An 18,863-nucleotide genomic window follows, 5' to 3' on the forward strand; every position below is an offset into this window, starting at 1 on the left:
GCGCTAACGCCTCACCAATTCACGGACCGCAGCCAACTGCCTGCGTGACACGTTCACTACATCGCTAGTCCCGTGCATATGTACCGCCCAGCCTTCCCCGTCCTCAGGGTCAAAGTGCTTTTCCAATGAACGCATGGCACCACGTGCCACCAAAGCGTTGCGGTGCACCCGCAAGTATCGGTCTGCATACTTCTCCTCAAGCTCGTTAAGCGAGCCCTCGAGGATGTAGCTGCGCTCAGCAGTGCGCACAGTGATGTACTTCTGCTCGGCCTTAAAGTAAATGACCTGCTGCAAAGATACACGCTCGGTGCGTCCGCGCTCATGGATCACCACGCACTCTTCTGGCTCTATCCACTGGGGTTGGGTCGCTTTTTGAGACACATGCCGCTCTACTTTGAGTAAGGCGGCTTGCAAACGCTCCAAGCGCACAGGCTTGGTCAGGTAGTCCACCGCCTCTAGCTCAAACGCTTGTACCGCATGCTCCAAGTACGCGGTCACAAACACCAAAGCCGGCGGATTGGGTAGCGAGCGCAAGACCTTTCCAAAGGCCAATCCGTCCGCGCCAGGCATGTGCACATCCACCAAAGCCACGTCAAACACTTGGCGCTGCAAAAGTTCCATGGCTTGCACTGCATTGGCCGCCTCGGCTTGCACAACCGCCTTGGGTGAAGGGCAATCCCCCAACAAAGTGCGCAGACGCGCGCGCGCCAAATTTTCGTCATCCACAAGCAGCACACGAATCATGCAGGCACCTCTATACGCACTTGGAACATGCCTTTTTTATACCCACTTTTGAAGTGTCCCTCCACATCATGCAGCAAGCCCAAGCGATCTCGCACATTGCGAAGTGCAAGGCCTTGGCCAGTCTCCCCTGGCCCTGCTGGCACGGTGTTGGTAACTTTAATGACCACCATGGGCCCACGCAGTTCGGTGGATATCTGCAGATCAGCGCCAGACTCACTCGGTTCAACGCCGTGGTGCACCGCATTCTCCACCAAGGGTTGCAAAAGTAGCGGCGGTAGTTTGGCTGTGTTGGCGGCATCATCAAGCAGCCACTGAACCCGCAGTCGGCCGCCAAAGCGCACCTGCTCTATGGCCAAGTAACGCTTAGCCAGCAAAATTTCATCCGCGAGTGTTACAGAGTCTCCGCGGTCCAGCAAAGCATGTCGAAAGAGATCGCTCAGATCTTCCAGCAAAGTCTCTGCCTTGGCGGGTTCGGCGCGCACCAAAGAAATCGCACTATTCAGCGTATTGAAAAGGAAATGGGGCCGTATGCGCGATTGCAGCTCAGTCAAACGTGCCGTCGTGTCTGCAGGCAAACGCCCCTTGGCACGCATAACCAGCGCTGCCACCAAAATGGCGCTCAAAAAAGCCCCGCTGGCCGCTGCAGCCCCCCACGGTGGGCGCTCCAACAAACCCGACCACCACAGCATGGCGCAACCGTAGACTCCTGCCGCACTGCCCATTGAGATCGCAATCGCATACTGCGTCGATGATTGCAGCCTTCGCAATAGGTTCTTCAAGGAGCACGTCACCAAGAGCCACACTACAGTAGCCGGCAGCGCTCCACCCGTAACGAGTGCAAAGCGCGCCATCCCATCCCAGGTGCTTTGAGCGACAAACATGACCCCGGTACCCACCGCAAGCTCGACCAATAACACCGCGCGCAAGACCACGCCCAACTGGCAAGCATCGAAAACAAATGGCAACACCGCCAAGCGACTACTCGCGTCCGGCGCGGTGTTCTGGAACGTCGATAATATTTGGGTATCTTTCATGCACCCGCATTCTGACGCTATTAACTGATCCACCTACCATGTCACAAAACCAGTTCGACAAAAAATCCGAGGCGTGGTCCGCGCTGTTCTCTGAGCCCATGAGCGATTTGGTTAAGCGCTACACCTCCAGCGTCTTTTTTGACAAGCGCCTGTGGCAGGCGGACATCACGGGCTCCTTGGCACATGCGGAAATGCTAGCGGCCCAGGGCATCATCACAACGCAAGACCATGCTTCCATACAAAAAGGCATGGCCCAAATTTGGACAGAAATCGAATCCGGCCAGTTCGAATGGCAACTCGACCTTGAAGATGTACACCTCAACATTGAAGCTCGTCTGACCCAACTGGTGGGTGACGCTGGCAAGCGCTTGCACACCGGTCGCAGCCGCAATGACCAAGTGGCCACCGATGTGCGCCTGTGGCTGCGGGGCGAAATTGACCTGATCGGCGAGCTGCTCGTTGATCTGCAAAAGTCACTGGTCGAAGTCGCGCAAAAGCATGTCGACGTGATCTTGCCGGGCTTTACCCACTTGCAAGTGGCCCAGCCGATTAGCTTTGGCCACCACATGTTGGCCTACGTAGAAATGTTCAGCCGTGACGCAGAACGATTCAATGAAGTGCGTCGGAGAACCAACCGCTTGCCCCTGGGTGCGGCCGCGTTGGCAGGCACTAGCTACCCGCTTGACCGTGAGCGCGTAGCTAGCACGCTTGGCATGGTGGACGAACAGGGCCACCCATCTGTGTGCCAAAACAGCTTGGACGCTGTGAGCGACCGTGACTTTGCGATCGAATTCACTGCCGCTGCTACTCTGTGCATGGTGCACATCAGCCGCATGAGCGAGGAACTCATTTTGTGGATGAGTCAAAACTTTGCCTTTGTGCAAATTGCGGACCGCTTCACCACTGGCAGCTCCATCATGCCGCAGAAAAAGAACCCTGATGTACCAGAGCTGGCACGCGGCAAAACTGGCCGCGTGGTTGGCCACCTGATGGGGCTCATCACGCTGATGAAAGGCCAACCCTTGGCCTACAACAAAGACAACCAGGAAGACAAAGAGCCCTTGTTTGACACGGTAGACACCCTCAAAGACACGCTGCGCATCTTCTCTGAGATGGTGGGCGGCCAAGTGAACCCGGCCACTGGCGCCAAAGAAGGCGGTATCACGGTCAGGCCCGAAGCCATGGAGCGGGCTACCCTCAAGGGGTATGCCACGGCAACCGATTTGGCCGACTACTTGGTCAAAAAGGGGCTGCCATTTCGCGATGCCCACGAAACGGTGGCCCACGCCGTGAAGGCAGCCATTGCGCATCAAGTGGACTTGTCAGAACTGCCCCTGGCCGTGCTCCAAGGCTTTAATACCAGCATTGAAAAAGACGTCTACGACGTTTTGTCACTGCGGGGCTCCTTGAATGCTCGCAATATTTTGGGCGGCACAGCACCTGCCCAAGTGCTACGCCAAATCGCCCGTCACCAAGCCCGGCTGGCGAACTAGGCTTTTTTGCCAACTAAATCACAAGCGGGGTTTGCCACTAGCGCAGACCCCGCTTTTTTGTTTGCGCTGTCACGGCAAGCATGTAAACTGGCTTCACAGACTTGCAGAGAGGCTTCGTTTGGACAAGTTAACGCTTCGGCAAATCATGATGTTGGTCGTGGTGCTAGGCATCGTGGGGCCTGCTTTGATACTGGGCTATGTCTTGTTGCACGACCGGTACAGCCAAGAAGTGGACCTGCGGGTGCGCCGCCCCATGACCAACTATGCCGAGATGTTGGCCCAATCCTCTTCTGGCCCGCTATGGTCTTTTGACCATGCCATCGGCTCTCAAATTGTGGATTCGGTGATGAAGAACACCGAAGTTGTGAGCATCGTCATAGAGGCCGACAACCACGAAAAATTTGTGTCCCACGAAATTCCAAGCCGCCGTGTGGGCGACTTGCTGCGTGAGCAGCGCCCCATCTTTTATGCCAACTCACAAATTGGCACAGTGAAAATCGAAGTCAGTGCGGGCTTGATCAAACAAGGTATCTTGTTGGACTTTTTCAAGCTGGTGGCAGCCTTGGTGCTGCAAGTCGCGCTGTCGGTCGGCTTGATTCTGATGCTGCTTGAGCGACGCATGGTGCGTCCCATCATGCATTTGCGCCTAAGTGCCGCCAAGCTTGCCAGTGGCCGCCTCGACGAGGCCGTTACCGTGCGCCGCCAAGACGAGCTGGGCAAGCTCGCACAAGACTTGGACAGCATGCGTATTTCCTTGGGCACCACGTTGACCGAGCGTGACCAACTCAACGCCAGCCTTGAGCAGAGGGTGCAAGAACGCACGCAAGCCCTGCAAGCGTCCAACGAAGAACTGTCCAGCACATTGGATCAACTACAAGCCAGCCAACGCGCACTGGTGCAAAAAGAAAAGTTGGCTTCCTTAGGGGCTTTGGTCTCAGGGGTTGCCCATGAGCTCAACACCCCCTTGGGGGTATCGGTCACCATCGCAAGCTCCTTCCAGGACCAAAACAAGGCCTTGGAAGAAGCCATAGCCCATGGACTCACCCGATCAGCACTCAACAGTTTTCATGAACGCTACGTGAATGGCACCGCGCTTCTGGTCCAAAACCTTCAGCGGGCGGCTACTTTGGTTACCCGATTCAAGCAGGTGTCCACCGACCGGGCCAGCGAACAACGCCGCAAGTTCCAACTCAAAGACGTCGTAGAAGAAGTCATCTTCATCAATGCACCTAGTTTTGACAAAACGCCCCACAAAATCACCTTAGACATTGGCGAAGGTCTAGCGTTCGACAGCTACCCGGGCCCATTGGGGCAGGTCATTACCAACCTGATCCAAAACGCATTTGTCCATGCCTTTGACCCGCACACGTCAGGAACATTGCATATCTCGGCCCGCAGCCCAGTTATGGGTGCGATTCAAATCAAAGTACACGACAACGGAAAAGGCATACCCGGGTCGGACATTCAGCACATCTTCGATCCCTTCTTTACGACCAAGCTTGGCCAAGGAGGCAGTGGATTGGGGTTGAACATCGTTTACAACATTGTCACGGCCACCTTAGGCGGCGATATCGTGGTCGACAGCCAGGTGGGTTCGGGCACCACGTTCACAATGGTGCTCCCCAACACGGCCCCAGAGCGCAGACGCAAAGGCTCCCCCGCGCGCGCCTAAGCCGTGCCACCGCACAGCGACCACTTGCGCCATGGGCCCAGTGGTATCCCAAGGCAAAATCGTATATGGTTAGGGTCCTTAGCAGGGACCACTGATGCATACCATTCGACTGCGGTTTGTTGCACTGTTCATGGTCGCCACGACCCTTACCTTGGCATTGTTCGGTATTTATGCCCAACAACTGCTCTCTAGCGAACTAGAGCAACGCTTTGAGTCCGTACAAACGGAAACCCTGCAACGTCTAAGACTCAGCACCGTCCAGCCCGTATGGGACTTCAATGCCTTGGAGATTCAAAACGTGCTGTTGGCTGAGATACAACCCCTAGAGGTCGCTGCCATTCAGGTTTTGGACGCAAAAGGCAAAGTGTTTGCCGCCATTGCCCGAGATGCTTCCGGCCAAGCGGTAGCGGGCTTGGTGCCAAGCAGCACGAGTTCCATACGCCGTACCACCGACCTGTTTCGTGAGAACACACTGACGGGCAATGTCAAAGACAGCGTTGTAAACATCCGCATTGGCCAAGTGGTTGTGGACTTTTCGCGTGCGCGCATAGACCAAGCTCTTGCATCTGACACCCTGCGCCGCATAGTGGAGATCATTGTGATTGATGCGGTGCTGCTGCTCGCATTGGCATTTAGCTTACGCACCGTATTTACACCCTTGGCCGCCCTGCGCGACGCACTGTTCAGCTTGGCCCAGCAAGACGATGAAGAAGTTCGCGAACTTCCAGAAGACAAGCGCAATGAATTTGGCGAAGTCATCAAAGGCTTTAACCTCACCCAACGCAAGCTCAAAGGCGTCATGCAACGCCGGCGTGTGTCTGAGGAAGCTCTGCGCCATGCAGTCGAAAAAACGGAGGCCGCCTACGCAGAACTCCAATCCACGCAGGCCGCCCTGATTCAATCGGAGCGTCTTGCCAGCTTAGGCGGATTGGTAGCGGGAGTCGCCCATGAAATCAACACCCCCATTGGTGTCGCACTGACCAGCGCCTCTGTGTTGAACGAAGGCACGACCCAGCTGCGCGACAGCATCGAAGGTGGCTCCATTCGCAAGTCGGAAGTCATGGCCTACTTGAACATGGCGGAAGAAGCCTCACGCCTCATACTGACCAATGCACAGCGTGCCGCACAGTTGATACACAGTTTCAAGCAAGTGGCCGTAGACCAAACCAGTGAAATGCGCCGCGAATACGAGCTAGGTGGCTACCTCCAAGAAGTCGTATCCAGCCTTAGGCCCACGATCAAACAAGGGCACGGGCAAGTCAGCATCCATTGCCCAAGCCCCGTGCTGGTTGAAGGCCTGCCAGGTGCTATGGCGCAGGTGCTCACCAACCTCATCATGAACGCACTCACCCACGCCTTTGAGCCGGGGGTAGGTGGTCAAATTGATATCCACGTCAGCAGCGCCGGTGACACCGTAACGTTGAGCTTGAGCGACAACGGGCGCGGAATCCCCTCTGAAGACATAAGCAAGGTGTTTGACCCTTTCTTCACCACGCGCCGCGGACGTGGCGGCACAGGTCTGGGCCTCAACATTGTGTACAACATCGTCACCAGCCGCTTTGCAGGCAGCATTGAAGTCAGCAGCACGGTGGGCACGGGCACCACGTTCACCATGCGCTTTCCCAGAGTGCTGCCCCCTAGCACCAACAAGCCAGCTTAGGCCCAATCAGGCGCCATAGCGCGCACGGTGTCCAGCACCATTTGCTTGTTGGCGTCTACCCGCTTGCCACTGCGCCACGCAACCATCACCTCCCACTCCCACAAAGGCAGATCTTGTAGGTCAAGCTTGACCAGGCGCCCCTCGCGCAAGTCGCGTTTGGCGGCCACCTCGGGCATGAAGGTCAAAAATCCATGCTCTAACGCCATCTCCCGCGCCGCACTGGCAGGCTGCACCGTGTGGATAGGCCCAGGCACGGTGCGCAAGGTGCGCAGCAGGTCAATCAACTGGTAGCAGCCATCGCCCCATGACTGCGGGGCCAAGCGGGCGTTGGCCACCTCGGCCAAGCTGCGGGGTTTGGACTTGGCCAAGGAATGGCTTTTGTGCACCACCGCAATAATGGGTGAGCGCCATAGCTTTTCCATCTGAATGCCCGCCATGGGTGGGCACTTGATCACAAAACCCAGCTGCGACTTGCCCGTGAGCAGCTCTTCCATGATGGCCGGTGAATGGTCAGTGCGGCAGCGAATCTCAATCGGCGCTTGCGCCAAGGCCAACAAAATAGGGCCGAACACCACCGAGCTCAGAGAAGGCAAACACGCCAAGGTCACCCGGGGCAAGGCCGGCGCACTCTGTATGGCTTGCCGCCCCTGCTCCAGCGCGGCCAATGCGGCCTGCGCGCTGGGCAAAAAAGCATCACACGCAGCCGTGGGTTGCGCGCCTCTGCGGTGGCGCTGAAACAGTTGCGCACCGATGTCGGCTTCCAAAGCACTCACCCGCTGGCTCACTTGCGGCTGCGACCAGCCCCTGCGCGCCGCCGCTTGGCTGAAGCTGCCACACGCCACGATGTCCACCAAGAGCTGCAAGTCGTCCAATGCAATAGCCATAACCAAAACCCATATGAAGTATTACGCGTTAGCGACTTCCATAATAACTAACAGGCCTTGAGAATGGAGCTTCCCTGCACACAAACACCACGCCCGCTCCATGACAACACAACGCGCAAGAACCCTAGGCCGACGCTTCATCATGGTAGACAACCTCTTGGTGGTGGTCGGATTCTTCTGCGTGTTTCCCTTGGTCAGCTTGCACTTCGTAGACCAGCTGGGCTGGGCGGGCGCTGCTGTCGGCTTGGCGCTGGGCATGCGCCAGGTCGTGCAGCAGGGGATGGGGCTGTTGGGAGGCTCCTTGGCGGACCGGTTTGGCGCCAAACCCTTGATCGTGGGTGGCATGCTGCTGCGCGCAGCCAGCTTCGCCCTCATGGCCGTGGCCCACCATCCGGGCGTGCTGGTGTTTGCCTGCGTGGTCTCGGGTTTAGGTGGCATGCTGTTTGACCCACCGCGCGGTGCACTCATTGTCAAACTCACCCGCCCCCATGAGCGCAACCGCTTTTACAGCCTGCTCATGATGCAAGACAGTGCAGCGGCAGTGGGTGGTGCACTCCTGGGTACTTGGCTTTTGGCGTTTGACTTTTTTTGGGTGGCCATGGGCGGCTGCGCCATGTTTAGCTTGGCCGCGCTGGCCAATGCATGGCTGCTTCCTGCCTACCGCGTAGCCTCCAAGCGCGCAGCGCCCCTGGCCTCGATGCGCGCGGTACTGGCAGACAAAGCGTTCTTGGCCTATGTGTTCACCTTGAGCGGCTACTACGCACTGACCGTGCAAACCATGCTCTTGCTCCCCGTCACCATCAAGCAACTGGCAGGTACCGCGCAGGCGGTGAGCTGGATGTATGCCATCGACACCGTCTTGTCGCTGGCCCTGCTCTACCCCTTGGCCCGACTTGGCGAGCGGTACTTGAAACTAGAAACCCGCATCTTGCTGGGCCTGCTCACCATGACCACTGCCATGGCGGCTATGGCATGGGTGCACAGCCTGCACGCGGCCTTTGTGGTGCTATCGCTCTTCTTCATCGGCTCGCTGGTGACGGAACCCGCACGCGAAGAGCTCTTGGCACGCTTCGCCCAAGCGCACGCCCGCGCGAGCTACATGGGCATGGGGCGCATGGGTTTGGCCGTGGGCGGCTTGGTGGGCTACACCGGTGGCGGCTACTTGCTAGATGCCTCACGTGCCTTGCAGCAGCCCGGCTTACCTTGGCTGGTGGTGGCGCTGGTGGGCGCACTCACATGTTTGGCACTGTATCGGCAGTTTGCAGCGCCTGAGCCAAAGGCGGCCTTGGCCTTTGAATGCAAGTCACTCCCCTAGCCAAGCCCCTGCCATAGGGCGCACAATGCCAAGGCAAGGTAGGGCAAACCGTGCCCTTGCCACCCCCTGATTTTTGAAAGCTCTTGCTATGAAACTTCGCACCTCTTTGGGCATTGCCGCCCTCCTCGCCACAGTCACCAGCTTGGGGCAAGCCCAAATGCTGGGCCCACTGAGCGTGAGCCCCGCAGTTGCAAAAGTTGGGGAACCAGTCACAGTCACCGTCAACATCGACGTGGTTTCAGGCAATTACTGCGGCTTCGCCGTTTTTTTTGGTGATGGCACCGACAAAGACGGCGTGAGCGACGTTAGCCACGTGAGCCCTTTTGTGTTCCAGCACAGCTACGCCAAGCCCGGCACCTACACCATTAACCTCGGTGGCCGGCATGTACAGTCGCACCCCAACTGCGGTGGCGCGGACAAGACCGCTACCGTAAAGGTGGAAGGTGCAGCCGCCCCAGCGGCAACTCCGGCACCGGCAGCCACGCCTACACCAGCGTCCCTATGCCCAAGCCCTTGGAAGCTAGTGCCCAAGTCCAACAACACCAAAACGGGAGCTTACGCGTGCTCTGCCAAACCAGGCACAGCCCTGCCGACGCCAAAGCCCACTTGCCCCGGTGACCTCACGTATTCTGAAAATGCAAAAAAAGGGCAGTTTAGCTGCAAGCCCTAAGGTAAATTAGGCTGTGGCGCGCATGGTATATGCGCAGATAGCTCTCATTTAAATAGCATTCTGCGCGCATAGCATGCAGCCCACGGGCACATAGACATCAGCGACTTAGCCGCTTGAGCGGCACTCTGGGGCACCGTGCCTCAGCTTGTGGGTTTACGCTGGTTTTCGACGCTGGGCCAACGTGCTCAGCGCAACCCCTAGCACCACCACCAGCGCCCCCGCCCAAGTGAGCAGGCCATAGGTCTCGCCCAAGAACAGGTAGCCTGCGCCCAGACCGATGGAGGCTGCCACATAGCCCATTTGGCTCAGGTACACCGGCCCCCCCACTTTTTGCAGCCTGAAAAACACCGCAAACATCGCGGAGCTGGCCAGTACCTGGGCTAACACCAAGTCAGGCCGGGCCAGTGCCGGACCCCAATCAAAACCGTGGCCCAGTGCCTGAGCCGCCACGAACAAAAATGCGGCAGAACTCAGGTTGGTGCCCACTGCCAAGGCCAAGCCACTGGCCTGCCCCGGCCAGTCACGCGTGCGGTACACATTGCCACAGGCCAAAGCCATAGGAATCAAAAACGCCACACCCAGCCACAGCGGCTGCACCGCAGCACTGCCCGCTGGCAAAGCGCCTGCGCCAAACTGGCCCTTAGACAGCACGATCAAGACCGCGCCCACAAAGCCACAGGCAATGCCTGCAAGCCCAAAACCATTCACCGCCTGCATGCGCAGCGCCACCACAATCGCCAGCGTGATGATGGGCGAGAACGTGAACATGATGGAGGTGAGCCCGGCGCCCAGCTTGGGGATCACCATGAACACCAACACGTTGGGAATGGCATACGAAATAATGCCTGCCAGCAGGTAATAGCGCCCAAACCGCAGGTTCAGCGGCACCGCTTGGCGGGTCAACAACGCCACCACGCTCAGCACCAGCCCCGAGCCCGCAGAAATCAAGAATGCCCACACCACAGGCGCAATGCCCGCCGTCCCCGACAACTTGCCCAAAGGAAAGGTCAGCCCCAGCATGGAGCCAGTGGCCAGCAGCAAGAGCAAGGGGTTGTCTAAGAACCGGCGCGGCGCGGGCGCGGGTAGGTGCGAACTAGATGGCATGAAGCGGGTGAACCCCAAAAGTAGGCGGCACACAGGCGTGCGCGCAAAGGGACGGATTATCGTCGCCAAGGCTCCGAGGCGAAGCGCGCGACCAGAAAGTCCATCAAGGCGCGCACCGCTGGTGACAAATGCTTGCGCGAAGGGTAGAGCGCGTAGATATTCATCATGGGCAGCTGCCACTGTGGCAGCACCAGCTGCAAGCTGCCATCTTGCAGATGCGGGCTTGCCAGGTAGGTGGGTTGCATGGCTACCCCGCCACCCGCGAGCGCAGCCCGCATCAAGGCGGTGGCCTCGTTGGCGCTGAAGTGGCTGGCCACGTGCACCTCGGCGTGCTCCACGCCGCGCTGCAGCTTCCACTCGCTCTTGCCGAAGTTGGCATAGCTCAGGCAACGGTGGGCCTGTAAGTCTGCAGGCAGCTGCGGGGTGCCGTGCTTCGCCAAGTAACCGGGCGAAGCCACCAGCACGGAGGCACACGGCGCAAGTACGCGGCCGATGAGCGCCGGGTCCGGCTCGGCGCTGATGCGGATGGCCAAGTCGATGCGTGCCTCTACCAGGTTGAGTGCGCCTTCGCTGGCATTGAGGTCGATTTTGAGCTGGGGGTAGAGCGCCAGAAAGTCGGCAATCGCCGCCGCCAATTCGGCATAAGCAAACGACATGCTGCAGGTCACCCGCAGTTGTCCGCGCAGCGCGCCGTCGTGGCGGCTGGTCTCCTCTTCCACGTTTTCCATGAGCGCCAGCATCTGCTGGCTGCGGCGCAGGCAACTCTCGCCGGCGTCGGTCAACGTGACTCTACGGGTGGTGCGCTGCAAGAGCCGTGCGCCCAGCCACTGCTCCAGCTCAGCGATATAGCGCGTCACCATGGCGCGGGACATGTCCAACTTGTCAGCCGTGGCACTGAAGCTGCCACTCTGCGCCACCTCCACAAACACCTGCATGGCGGTCAAACGGTCCATGATTTGCTCAATTTATGAAACAGTAATGCGCGAATTATCGGGTTTATCTGCGCGGATATTGAAATTAAAGTTCAACCCAACGCTAATGAGCTTGTCTCCCAGCGCTTTATCAACCCACAGGAGTTCACCATGATCCGCACTACCGTTATCGCCGCCTCTATCGCCATTGCTTTCGGCGCTGCCAATGCCCAGCAAGCCCTCACCGTCAAGGTCTACAACGCCGACGGCAACAGCTTCAACGTCAACTCCACCTTGGTCTACGGGCAAAAAGACGCCATCGTCATCGACGCCGGTTTCACCCGTGCCGACGCCTTGCGCATCGCTGCCAACGTGCTCGACAGTGGCAAGCAACTCACCACCATCTATGTGAGCCAAGCCGACCCGGACTACTACTTCGGCGTGGAAGCGCTGAAAGAAGTGTTCCCCCAAGCCGACGTGGTGAGCACACCCGCCGTGCTGGGCAAACTGGCCCCCAAACTGGCGGGCAAGGTCGCGTTTTGGGGCCCCAAAATGGGTGCCAACGCCCCCCGCAAGCCCGTGGTGCCCCGCGCCCTGGAAGGCAACACCTTGACGCTGGAAGGCCAGACCATCGAGATCCGTGGCACCCAAGGCCTGCTGGCGCACCGCCCCTATGCGTGGATTCCGTCCATCAAGGCGGTGGTGGGCAACATCGGTGTGTTCGGCAATATGCACGTCTGGACCGCTGACACACAAACCGCTGCCGAACGCGCCGCCTGGGTGGCCCAGCTCGACGAAATGGCGGCCTTGAAGCCCGAACTGGTGATTCCCGGCCACATGAAGGCGGGCACCAAGGTCGATGCCAGCACCATTGCGTTTACCAAAGACTATTTGCAAACGTTCGAAAAGAACTTGGCTGCCAACAAGACCAGCGCCACGCTGATCCCCGCCATGAAGCAGGCCTACCCTGCCCTGACTGACGGTGGCTTGTCGCTGGACATTGGCGCCAAGGTCAACACGGGCGAGATGAAGTGGTAAACACCAGCGCAGAGAAAGACAAGGCCATGTCCACCACCATCACCTATTTGTTCGACCCCTTGTGCGGCTGGTGCTATGGCGCCTCACCCGCCATGCAGCGCCTCCAACAGCAAGCCGACATCACGCTAGAGTTGCTGCCCACGGGCTTGTTCAGCGGCACGGGGGCGCGCACCATGGATGCGCAGTTTGCCCAGTACGCGTGGAGCAACGATGTGCGCATCCAAAAGCTCAGCGGCCAGGTGTTTAGCGAACGCTACCGCGCCGACGTGTTGGAGCGTGCGGGTGGTCGCTTTGATTCTGGCCCCGCCACACTGGCACTGGCTGCCGTGGCGTTCACAGCGCCTGAGCGAGAGCTGGACGCGCTCAAAGCCCTACAAGAGGCCCGCTATGTGCACGGCCAAGACATCACGCAAATGCCCGTGCTAGTGGCTGTGCTTTATGGCTTAGGCCTGAGCGATGCGGCCACCCGTTTGGCCCAATCGGCCCAGCAGGTCGATGCCGAGTTGCTGGCCACGGCCCAAGCCCGCATGGCCCGCGCGCAGGCACTGATGCGTGCCCATAGCGCACAAGGCGTGCCTACCGTGCTGGTGCGCACCGCACAAGGCGAACGCGTGCTGCCCAGCAGCGCGCTGTACGGTGACTTTGACGCACTCATGACCCATATCAAGGTCTCAAAGAGCTAAGCCGCCCACAATGGCCCTAACGCACCACCCCCGTGGCGCGTGGGGCCCATTGCCACGCAAGACGCCCCGTGTTCAACACCCGTCAACAGGACTTGCTATGGATCTGCTCAAACACGACATCGCCCACGAATTTCCAGCCCTCAAAGACAAAATTCACACCCTCAAAACCACCCACCAGCACTTCGCCAAGCTCTACACCGAGTACGACGAACTCAACCACGAGATTGCCAAAATCGAAACCGGTGGCGCCGTCATGAGCGACGAAGCGCTGGAAGTGGAAAAGAAAAAGCGCCTCAAGCTCAAAGACGAAATCGTGCAAATGCTCAACAAGGCCTAAGCAGCCGACCACCGGCAATTACAGTGGCAAAAAGTGCCGCTTGCGCATATGGATATTGCGCAAGCAGCTACCAAAAAAATAGCAAATGGGTTTGCTATGTGATTGCCAAGAGTTCACGCTGACTAGCCTTGGGCGCAGTCACCGGTTGCTTAGCGTTGCCAGGTAGGCCACGATATCCGCGCGGTCTGCCGCCTGCTCCACTTGGTAGCCCATGGCTTGGCCTGGCACCAAGGCCTCGGGGTTGGTGAGCCAAGCTTTGAGTTTGTCAGGCGTCCATCGGTGCGTGGCTTTTGCCATGGCGGCAGAGTAGTCATAGCCCGGTGCCTTGCCCGCAGGCCGGCCGAACACGCCGCGCAATGCCGGGCCCACCCGGTGGGCATCTAGGCTATGGCAGGCCACACAGCGGCTCTCGAACAACTGCTGCCCATGCGCTACCGACTCGGCTTGCGCGCTACCGGCAGCAAGCCCCCATGTGAGGGCCACCAGCCCCGCCCATGACGCGGCCCTGCTGGGCACGCGCCCTGTGCGGCGTGCGGTTTGCCTGCCCACGCGCATCAGGCACCAAACGACAAAGCGCCAGCAGGCAATGGGCGGCCCAGTGCACTGGTCAACACCGTGAAGTGCATGGTCTCGTCAGCCGCCAGGCGGGCAGCTACTTTGGCCAGGTCTTTGCTGCCAAATGCTGGGATGACGCCCAAGTACGCATTGATTGCGCCCAACTCCAAGCGGGTGGCCAAGTCCAACACATCGGCTTGGCTGCGCAAGGTGTCGGCTTTGAGGGACTTGGCGTAGTCGTCGAGCTTTTTCTCCATGACGGGGTTGCCGCCCAGTTTTTGGATGGTGGCGATCAGGGCATCGCGGTGGGCCTTGTGGTGGCCTTGGAACTGCACTGCCACGTCCAGCACGCCTTTAGCCAACAAGCCGCTACCGGCGCCTAGTTGGTACGCATTGATGGCTTCGTGCTCCAAGCCCAAGGCTACGTTCAAGATGCTCACGTCTTTGGCGGTATCACCTGCCATGCCTTCGGCCAAGGCGTCTTTGCCCGCTAGCAGAGCGACCGCCACCGCAGACAAGGTGCCCGTGGTGCGGCCCATGAACGCGCGGCGTGACGATGCCAAAACAATGCCAGAAGCCGCTTGCGCTGGGGTGTGAACTACAGATTGCATGGAACAGTCCTTCAAAAGGGTTTAGGGGGTTGCAGAAGCCAAAAGCCTTGGCCTCTTAGCCTTGAATACGCGCCCTGTTCCCAACTGGATTCACATGATTGAAAAAATAGTTGCAGGTGCTTCAGTTTTTGAATCCAAGCACCACTGGGCTGCGTACTAACTACACGTGCAACCCTTTGACACCCCACAATACTCCCCATGATTTCTGACCACCACGACGCCACGCTGATGGCACTTTTGGACCGCATAGCAGCCCATGACCATGCAGCGCTCAAAGCCTTGTACGACCTGTGTGCGGGCAAGCTCTATGGCTTGGCACTGCGCGTGGTAGGCCAAGCAGACGCGGCAGAAGACGTGCTGCAAGAATCGTTTTTGAGTATCTGGCGTTCAGCCGGTGACTACCGTGCCAGTCTCAGCCCACCCATGGCCTGGATGGGCCTGATCGTGCGCAGCCGGGCCTTGGACAGCCTGCGCCGCAAAGCCGCGAGCCGCAGCCACTTGACGCAAGAGCTGGACGAGCATTTGGCCGACACACTAGAAGCCAGCGGCCCCACACCGCTAGACACCACGCAAGCCAGTGAGCAAGCCTGGGCCTTGCACCAGTGCTTGGGCAAGTTAGACCATAAACAACGTGAGGTGGTGAACCTAGCCTACGTGCGCGACCTCAGCCACAGCGAGCTAGCTACCCAGTTGCAGCTGCCGCTGGGTACCGTCAAAACATGGATCCGCCGCGGGCTGGACCAACTGCGCCTGTGTATGGCGCGTTTTGCTTAAGGGGACTCTGATGAACCTGTCAAAACACCCCGAACTTTTAGACAAACTGGCCAGCAGCTATGCGCTAGGCACCCTGCGCGGTGGAGCGCGCCGTCGCTTTGAAGCACTGGCACGCGAGCAGGCACCCGTGCGCGCAGCGGCGCTCATTTGGCAAAGCCGCATGTCCAGCTTGAACGAACTGCAAGCCCCCGCCAACCCCAGCCCCGCCGTGTGGACCCGCATCAACAACTTGGTGCTGGCGGACCAAGAACAAACGGCTATGCAGCAAGCCCGCCTGCGCCCCCAGGCAAAATCGGCGAGCGTTGGCGGCTGGGTGCGCAGCCTGCCTTTGTGGCGTGGCCTTGCGGCTGCTGGGCTGGTAGCTACTGCCGTGGCCGTAGGCATGGGCGCCCAGACCCGCCAACAGCTCACGCACGAAATTGCCCAACTCCAAACCAGCCTGCAAGCCGCACCGCGCATTGAATACGTGGCCGTGCTGAGCGACGACAAGGCCGCTGCCTCCATGTTGGTCACGTTCGACGCCAAGACCCAAAAGCTCACCTTGCAGCGGGTGGGCAACTTCCAAGAGGCGGGCGACCGATCTCTGCAACTCTGGGCCCTCCCCCCCGCGGGTGGTCCGCGCTCTTTGGGTGTGCTGGGCGCAGACAAAGTGCTGCGCTTAACTGCTGCTGAGAATGACGTGCGTGAAGTGCCCACCTTGGCCATCAGCCTAGAGCCCAAGGGCGGCGTGCCCAGCGCCACGGGCCCCACTGGGCCTGTGCTGTTCAAGGGTGCCTTGATTCAAAAAGTGATTTAGTCAACCCGGTATGCTGTCGCCTCAGTTGTAAAGGGCGATTGCAGTGAGTGAATCTTTAGGTAAACCCCTGGCCGGGTGGCGTTTGCGCATGTACACAGTGATCTTTGAGGCCGACACGCGCGCGGGCCGTTTGTTTGACCAATGGCTCATCGCCATCATTTTGCTCAGTGTGGCCATGGTGGTGGTAGACAGTGTGCAGGGTCTGGGTGACAACTACAAGCGCGCATTCACCGCTATGGAGTGGCTATTCACGGTGGCGTTTACTGTGGAGTACGTGGCGCGGCTGGTGTGCGTGCGCCACCCCATGCGCTACGCCTTGAGCTTCTTTGGCATCATCGACCTTTTGGCACTATTGCCCACCTACGTGGCTTTGCTGGTGCCTGAGGTGCATGCCCTCATCGATGTGCGGGTGCTTCGCCTGCTGCGCGTGTTTCGGGTGTTCAAGCTCACCGCCTATGTGGCGGAGTACCAAGCCCTGGGCCGGGCCTTGGCCGCAAGCCGCCGAAAAATCCTGGTCTTCTTGTCGGCTGTGCTGATGATCGTGCTGGTCATGGGTACGGTGATGTACGTTGTGGAAGGCCCTGGTAACGGCTTTAGCAGCATTCCGACGTCGGTTTACTGGGCCATCACCACCATGACCACCGTAGGCTTTGGCGACATCACCCCCAAGACGGACTTGGGCCGACTCATCGCCTCAATGATGATGCTCTTGGGCTGGGGCACGCTCGCCGTACCCACCGGCATCGTGACTGCCGAGATCAGCGCAGCGCGGTTTGCCCACGCCCCGCCGCCCACTACACGCACCTGCCACGAATGCCTGACCGAAGGCCATGCACCTGAAGCCCAGTTTTGCATGCACTGCGGTGCCCGTTTGCCAGCCTACCAAACGGGCACGGCCACACTCTAGCTGCAGGTATTGAACTTATGAATGCTAAAACCCACATCAACCTCCTCATCCAAGCCAGTGTGATCTGGTTGCTGTTTTGGTTGGGCGGCTTGCCTGACTACTACCAGCAATACCCACCGGTCCTGGTCGGCGTAGCGTGCACGCTCTTGTCGGTGGTGTTTTCCTTGTTTGCGCTTGCCATACTGCTGCGCAGCAAGCCACAACACCGTATGTCCAAGGCCTTGTGGCTGTCGTTCTACTACTCCGTGCCGCTAGCGGTGTACGACATCGCCTATTGCGCCGTTTACTTGGGCTTGGGCGCAGGTTACTTGGTGTCGCATTGGTACCTCACCGTGTTTTACGTGAGCATATGGCTGACCTTTGTGCCCACAGCGTACTTACTCTCACGCGGCGCGCCCACTAGAGCTTGACACCAGCGCGCGCAATCGGCGACCAACTCAGCCCCTGCGCCTAGGGGCTACATCGAGTTGAAACGTGGCCTTGCCTACTGCGGTTTGCACTACCAATTGCAAAGGGGCTTTTTCCACGAGTTGGGCCGCATGCCACACGCGCACAGTAGCCGTGCCCTCGGGCACGTCTTCAAGCACAGCCACGCCATCCGCACCGGTTTTCACGGTCCAGGGCGAGTCCGCCACGTAAATGGTGCCTTGCATGCGGCTGTGGATGAAGCAGCCCAAGAGTGCCGCGCCGGTGGGGCCCGGCGTGCTCAGGGTGAACATGGCGCTACCTCCAGGTTTGCTGTCGGTCTTGCCTTCTAGCAGCACCGACTGCCCCTCGGTGCTGCCCAAAGCGGCACCTGGCACGCCAAAGCGCACATGGTGGTTCCACGGGTCGCTATTGGTAAAGCGCACTTTGGCGCCCACCCCCACGACCGTGACGTTAGGCACAAACTGCAGCTTCTCTTGGTTGACCTCGGCACTCAGGGGCAATGGCGTTTTGCGCGTGCCTTTGCCGCTAGGCTGCACGATCACCACGGCATCCGGCATAGGTTTACCGTCGCGGTCCAGCACCAAGACCTCCAAGTTGCCGGCAAATGCCAAGCCGCTGCACGCGGCGCTCAGTAACACGGTGGCAACAACGAGCAAGCCACTCACCCAGTGCTGCGCAGCGCTTGGCGACTGGCCGTGCTGGCGGCGATTGTCTAAAGCCTTGCGCATCATTTCACCGTGATCACATCGCGGTGCATGGGCGCCAGACGGGCCAGCAACTGGTTCTGCGTGGCAAACGGTATACCGCGCACGTCCATGGCCGCTTGCAGGTCTTCCACCAAGGCATGGAAGTCGGCCTTGGTGATGTCAAGATTGGCATGAATCAACTTCATAGAAGCCCCCTTGTATTCGCAAGGACCGCCGCTCACCACGCATATTTGGTCGACCAACTGGGTCTTCAGGTGGTCCACATTGGCCTCTTTGAACTGCGCGGCAATGCGGGCGTCCGCCACGATGTTGGCAACAAAGGTGTCCATCAGCGCCACCAAGCCAGGCTTTTCACCCAAGGCGCGGTAAAGCGTGTCAGCCTGCGATGTAGCAGCACCGGCCATGGGCGGGTTGGCGGTTTGGGCCATGGCGGCTGGTGCTGCAAAAAGGCTGGCTAAGGAGAGCGCCAGCGTGCCAAAGGCCAAGCTCAGGCCGCGGTAGCTAATACGGTGTGTCATACGAAGTGTCCTGGTACAAAA

Annotated in this window: 21 protein-coding genes; 12 read left to right on the forward strand and 9 right to left on the reverse strand. The window is 59.2% G+C overall.

Translation table 11 applies throughout. The features are described from left to right. Positions 1-3 precede the first annotated feature (3 nt). Together EXZ61_RS15390 and EXZ61_RS15395 are read right to left on the reverse strand one after the other, a co-directional pair. Positions 4-744 carry a LytR/AlgR family response regulator transcription factor gene (locus EXZ61_RS15390; protein WP_178084862.1) on the reverse strand — a complete coding sequence of 247 codons (741 nt, stop codon included), beginning with the start codon at positions 742-744 and terminating at the stop codon, positions 4-6. Next, positions 741-1,778 (reverse strand): sensor histidine kinase, encoded by a 1,038-nt coding sequence (locus EXZ61_RS15395; protein ID WP_142812602.1) that lies wholly within the window; start codon positions 1,776-1,778, stop codon positions 741-743. The genes EXZ61_RS15390 and EXZ61_RS15395 overlap by 4 nt, the downstream gene beginning before the upstream one ends. A gap of 38 nt (positions 1,779-1,816) precedes the next feature. On the opposite strand from EXZ61_RS15395, the gene argH reads away from it, so the two are divergent. The 3 genes from argH to EXZ61_RS15410 all read left to right on the forward strand — a co-directional run bounded on the left by argH (position 1,817) and on the right by EXZ61_RS15410 (position 6,603). Beyond that, positions 1,817-3,271 carry an argininosuccinate lyase gene (gene argH / locus EXZ61_RS15400; RefSeq protein ID WP_142812603.1) on the forward strand — a complete coding sequence of 485 codons (1,455 nt, stop codon included), beginning with the start codon at positions 1,817-1,819 and terminating at the stop codon, positions 3,269-3,271. A 118-nt stretch (positions 3,272-3,389) separates the two neighbouring features. Continuing rightward, entirely contained in the window at positions 3,390-4,943 is a 1,554-nt protein-coding gene (locus EXZ61_RS15405) for a sensor histidine kinase (RefSeq protein WP_168224785.1), read from the forward strand. Positions 4,944-5,037: 94 nt separating this feature from the next. Further along, positions 5,038-6,603: a sensor histidine kinase gene (locus EXZ61_RS15410; RefSeq protein ID WP_142812605.1), complete on the forward strand. Its 1,566-nt coding sequence runs from the start codon at positions 5,038-5,040 to the stop codon at positions 6,601-6,603. Here EXZ61_RS15410 and EXZ61_RS15415 read toward each other — a convergent pair. Continuing rightward, positions 6,600-7,487, reverse strand: coding sequence for a LysR family transcriptional regulator (locus tag EXZ61_RS15415; RefSeq protein ID WP_142812606.1), 888 nt, complete (start codon positions 7,485-7,487; stop codon positions 6,600-6,602). The two genes, EXZ61_RS15410 and EXZ61_RS15415, sit on opposite strands and share 4 nt — an antisense overlap. Before the next feature lie 100 nt (positions 7,488-7,587). Between EXZ61_RS15415 and mdtH the strand changes: the two genes are divergently transcribed. Then, a complete protein-coding gene (gene mdtH / locus EXZ61_RS15420) occupies positions 7,588-8,802 on the forward strand; it encodes a multidrug efflux MFS transporter MdtH (RefSeq protein WP_142812607.1) in 1,215 nt (404 codons plus the stop codon). An 88-nt stretch (positions 8,803-8,890) separates the two neighbouring features. Then, on the forward strand, positions 8,891-9,472 hold the full coding sequence (locus EXZ61_RS15425; RefSeq protein ID WP_142812608.1) for a PKD domain-containing protein: 582 nt from the start codon (positions 8,891-8,893) through the stop codon (positions 9,470-9,472). Positions 9,473-9,625: 153 nt separating this feature from the next. Here EXZ61_RS15425 and EXZ61_RS15430 read toward each other — a convergent pair whose 3' ends face one another. Continuing rightward, positions 9,626-10,576, reverse strand: coding sequence for a DMT family transporter (locus EXZ61_RS15430; protein WP_142812609.1), 951 nt, complete (start codon positions 10,574-10,576; stop codon positions 9,626-9,628). Between the two features lie 56 nt (positions 10,577-10,632). After that, positions 10,633-11,529 carry a LysR family transcriptional regulator gene (locus tag EXZ61_RS15435; RefSeq protein ID WP_142812610.1) on the reverse strand — a complete coding sequence of 299 codons (897 nt, stop codon included), beginning with the start codon at positions 11,527-11,529 and terminating at the stop codon, positions 10,633-10,635. 129 nt (positions 11,530-11,658) lie between these two features. On the opposite strand from EXZ61_RS15435, the gene EXZ61_RS15440 reads away from it, so the two are divergent. The 3 genes from EXZ61_RS15440 (at position 11,659) to EXZ61_RS15450 (ending at position 13,545) form a co-directional block, all read left to right on the forward strand. Continuing rightward, complete coding sequence (locus EXZ61_RS15440) at positions 11,659-12,525, forward strand: MBL fold metallo-hydrolase (RefSeq protein ID WP_142812611.1); 867 nt, start codon at positions 11,659-11,661, stop codon at positions 12,523-12,525. Between the two features lie 26 nt (positions 12,526-12,551). Beyond that, entirely contained in the window at positions 12,552-13,208 is a 657-nt protein-coding gene (locus tag EXZ61_RS15445; protein ID WP_142812612.1) for a DsbA family protein, read from the forward strand. 97 nt (positions 13,209-13,305) lie between these two features. Beyond that, a complete protein-coding gene (locus EXZ61_RS15450; RefSeq protein ID WP_142812613.1) occupies positions 13,306-13,545 on the forward strand; it encodes an HP1242/YdcH family protein in 240 nt (79 codons plus the stop codon). Positions 13,546-13,683: 138 nt separating this feature from the next. On the opposite strand, the gene EXZ61_RS15455 is transcribed toward EXZ61_RS15450, so the two are convergent. After that, entirely contained in the window at positions 13,684-14,100 is a 417-nt protein-coding gene (locus EXZ61_RS15455; protein ID WP_142812614.1) for a c-type cytochrome, read from the reverse strand. Beyond that, positions 14,100-14,711: a ferritin-like domain-containing protein gene (locus tag EXZ61_RS15460; protein WP_142812615.1), complete on the reverse strand. Its 612-nt coding sequence runs from the start codon at positions 14,709-14,711 to the stop codon at positions 14,100-14,102. Before EXZ61_RS15460 ends, EXZ61_RS15455 begins: the two co-directional genes overlap by 1 nt. A 198-nt stretch (positions 14,712-14,909) precedes the next feature. Between EXZ61_RS15460 and EXZ61_RS15465 the strand changes: the two genes are divergently transcribed. From EXZ61_RS15465 to EXZ61_RS15480, 4 genes are all read left to right on the forward strand, one after another. Further along, on the forward strand, positions 14,910-15,485 hold the full coding sequence (locus EXZ61_RS15465) for a sigma-70 family RNA polymerase sigma factor (RefSeq protein ID WP_142812616.1): 576 nt from the start codon (positions 14,910-14,912) through the stop codon (positions 15,483-15,485). Between the two features lie 10 nt (positions 15,486-15,495). Then, positions 15,496-16,281 (forward strand): anti-sigma factor, encoded by a 786-nt coding sequence (locus EXZ61_RS15470; protein WP_142812617.1) that lies wholly within the window; start codon positions 15,496-15,498, stop codon positions 16,279-16,281. An 88-nt stretch (positions 16,282-16,369) separates the two neighbouring features. Next, the gene (locus EXZ61_RS15475; protein WP_142814267.1) at positions 16,370-17,188 is read left to right on the forward strand and encodes an ion transporter; all 819 of its coding nucleotides are present in this window, start codon (positions 16,370-16,372) and stop codon (positions 17,186-17,188) included. Positions 17,189-17,205: 17 nt separating this feature from the next. Continuing rightward, complete coding sequence (locus tag EXZ61_RS15480) at positions 17,206-17,598, forward strand: hypothetical protein (protein WP_142812618.1); 393 nt, start codon at positions 17,206-17,208, stop codon at positions 17,596-17,598. Between the two features lie 27 nt (positions 17,599-17,625). On the opposite strand, the gene EXZ61_RS15485 is transcribed toward EXZ61_RS15480, so the two are convergent. Together EXZ61_RS15485 and EXZ61_RS15490 are read right to left on the reverse strand one after the other, a co-directional pair. Beyond that, on the reverse strand, positions 17,626-18,348 hold the full coding sequence (locus EXZ61_RS15485) for a cupredoxin domain-containing protein (protein ID WP_237218978.1): 723 nt from the start codon (positions 18,346-18,348) through the stop codon (positions 17,626-17,628). After that, positions 18,345-18,842 (reverse strand): group I truncated hemoglobin, encoded by a 498-nt coding sequence (locus EXZ61_RS15490; RefSeq protein ID WP_142812619.1) that lies wholly within the window; start codon positions 18,840-18,842, stop codon positions 18,345-18,347. Before EXZ61_RS15490 ends, EXZ61_RS15485 begins: the two co-directional genes overlap by 4 nt. Positions 18,843-18,863 lie beyond the last annotated feature (21 nt).

The sequence above is a fragment of the Rhodoferax aquaticus genome, assembly GCF_006974105.1.
Lineage (GTDB): Bacteria > Pseudomonadota > Gammaproteobacteria > Burkholderiales > Burkholderiaceae_C > Allorhodoferax > Allorhodoferax aquaticus_A.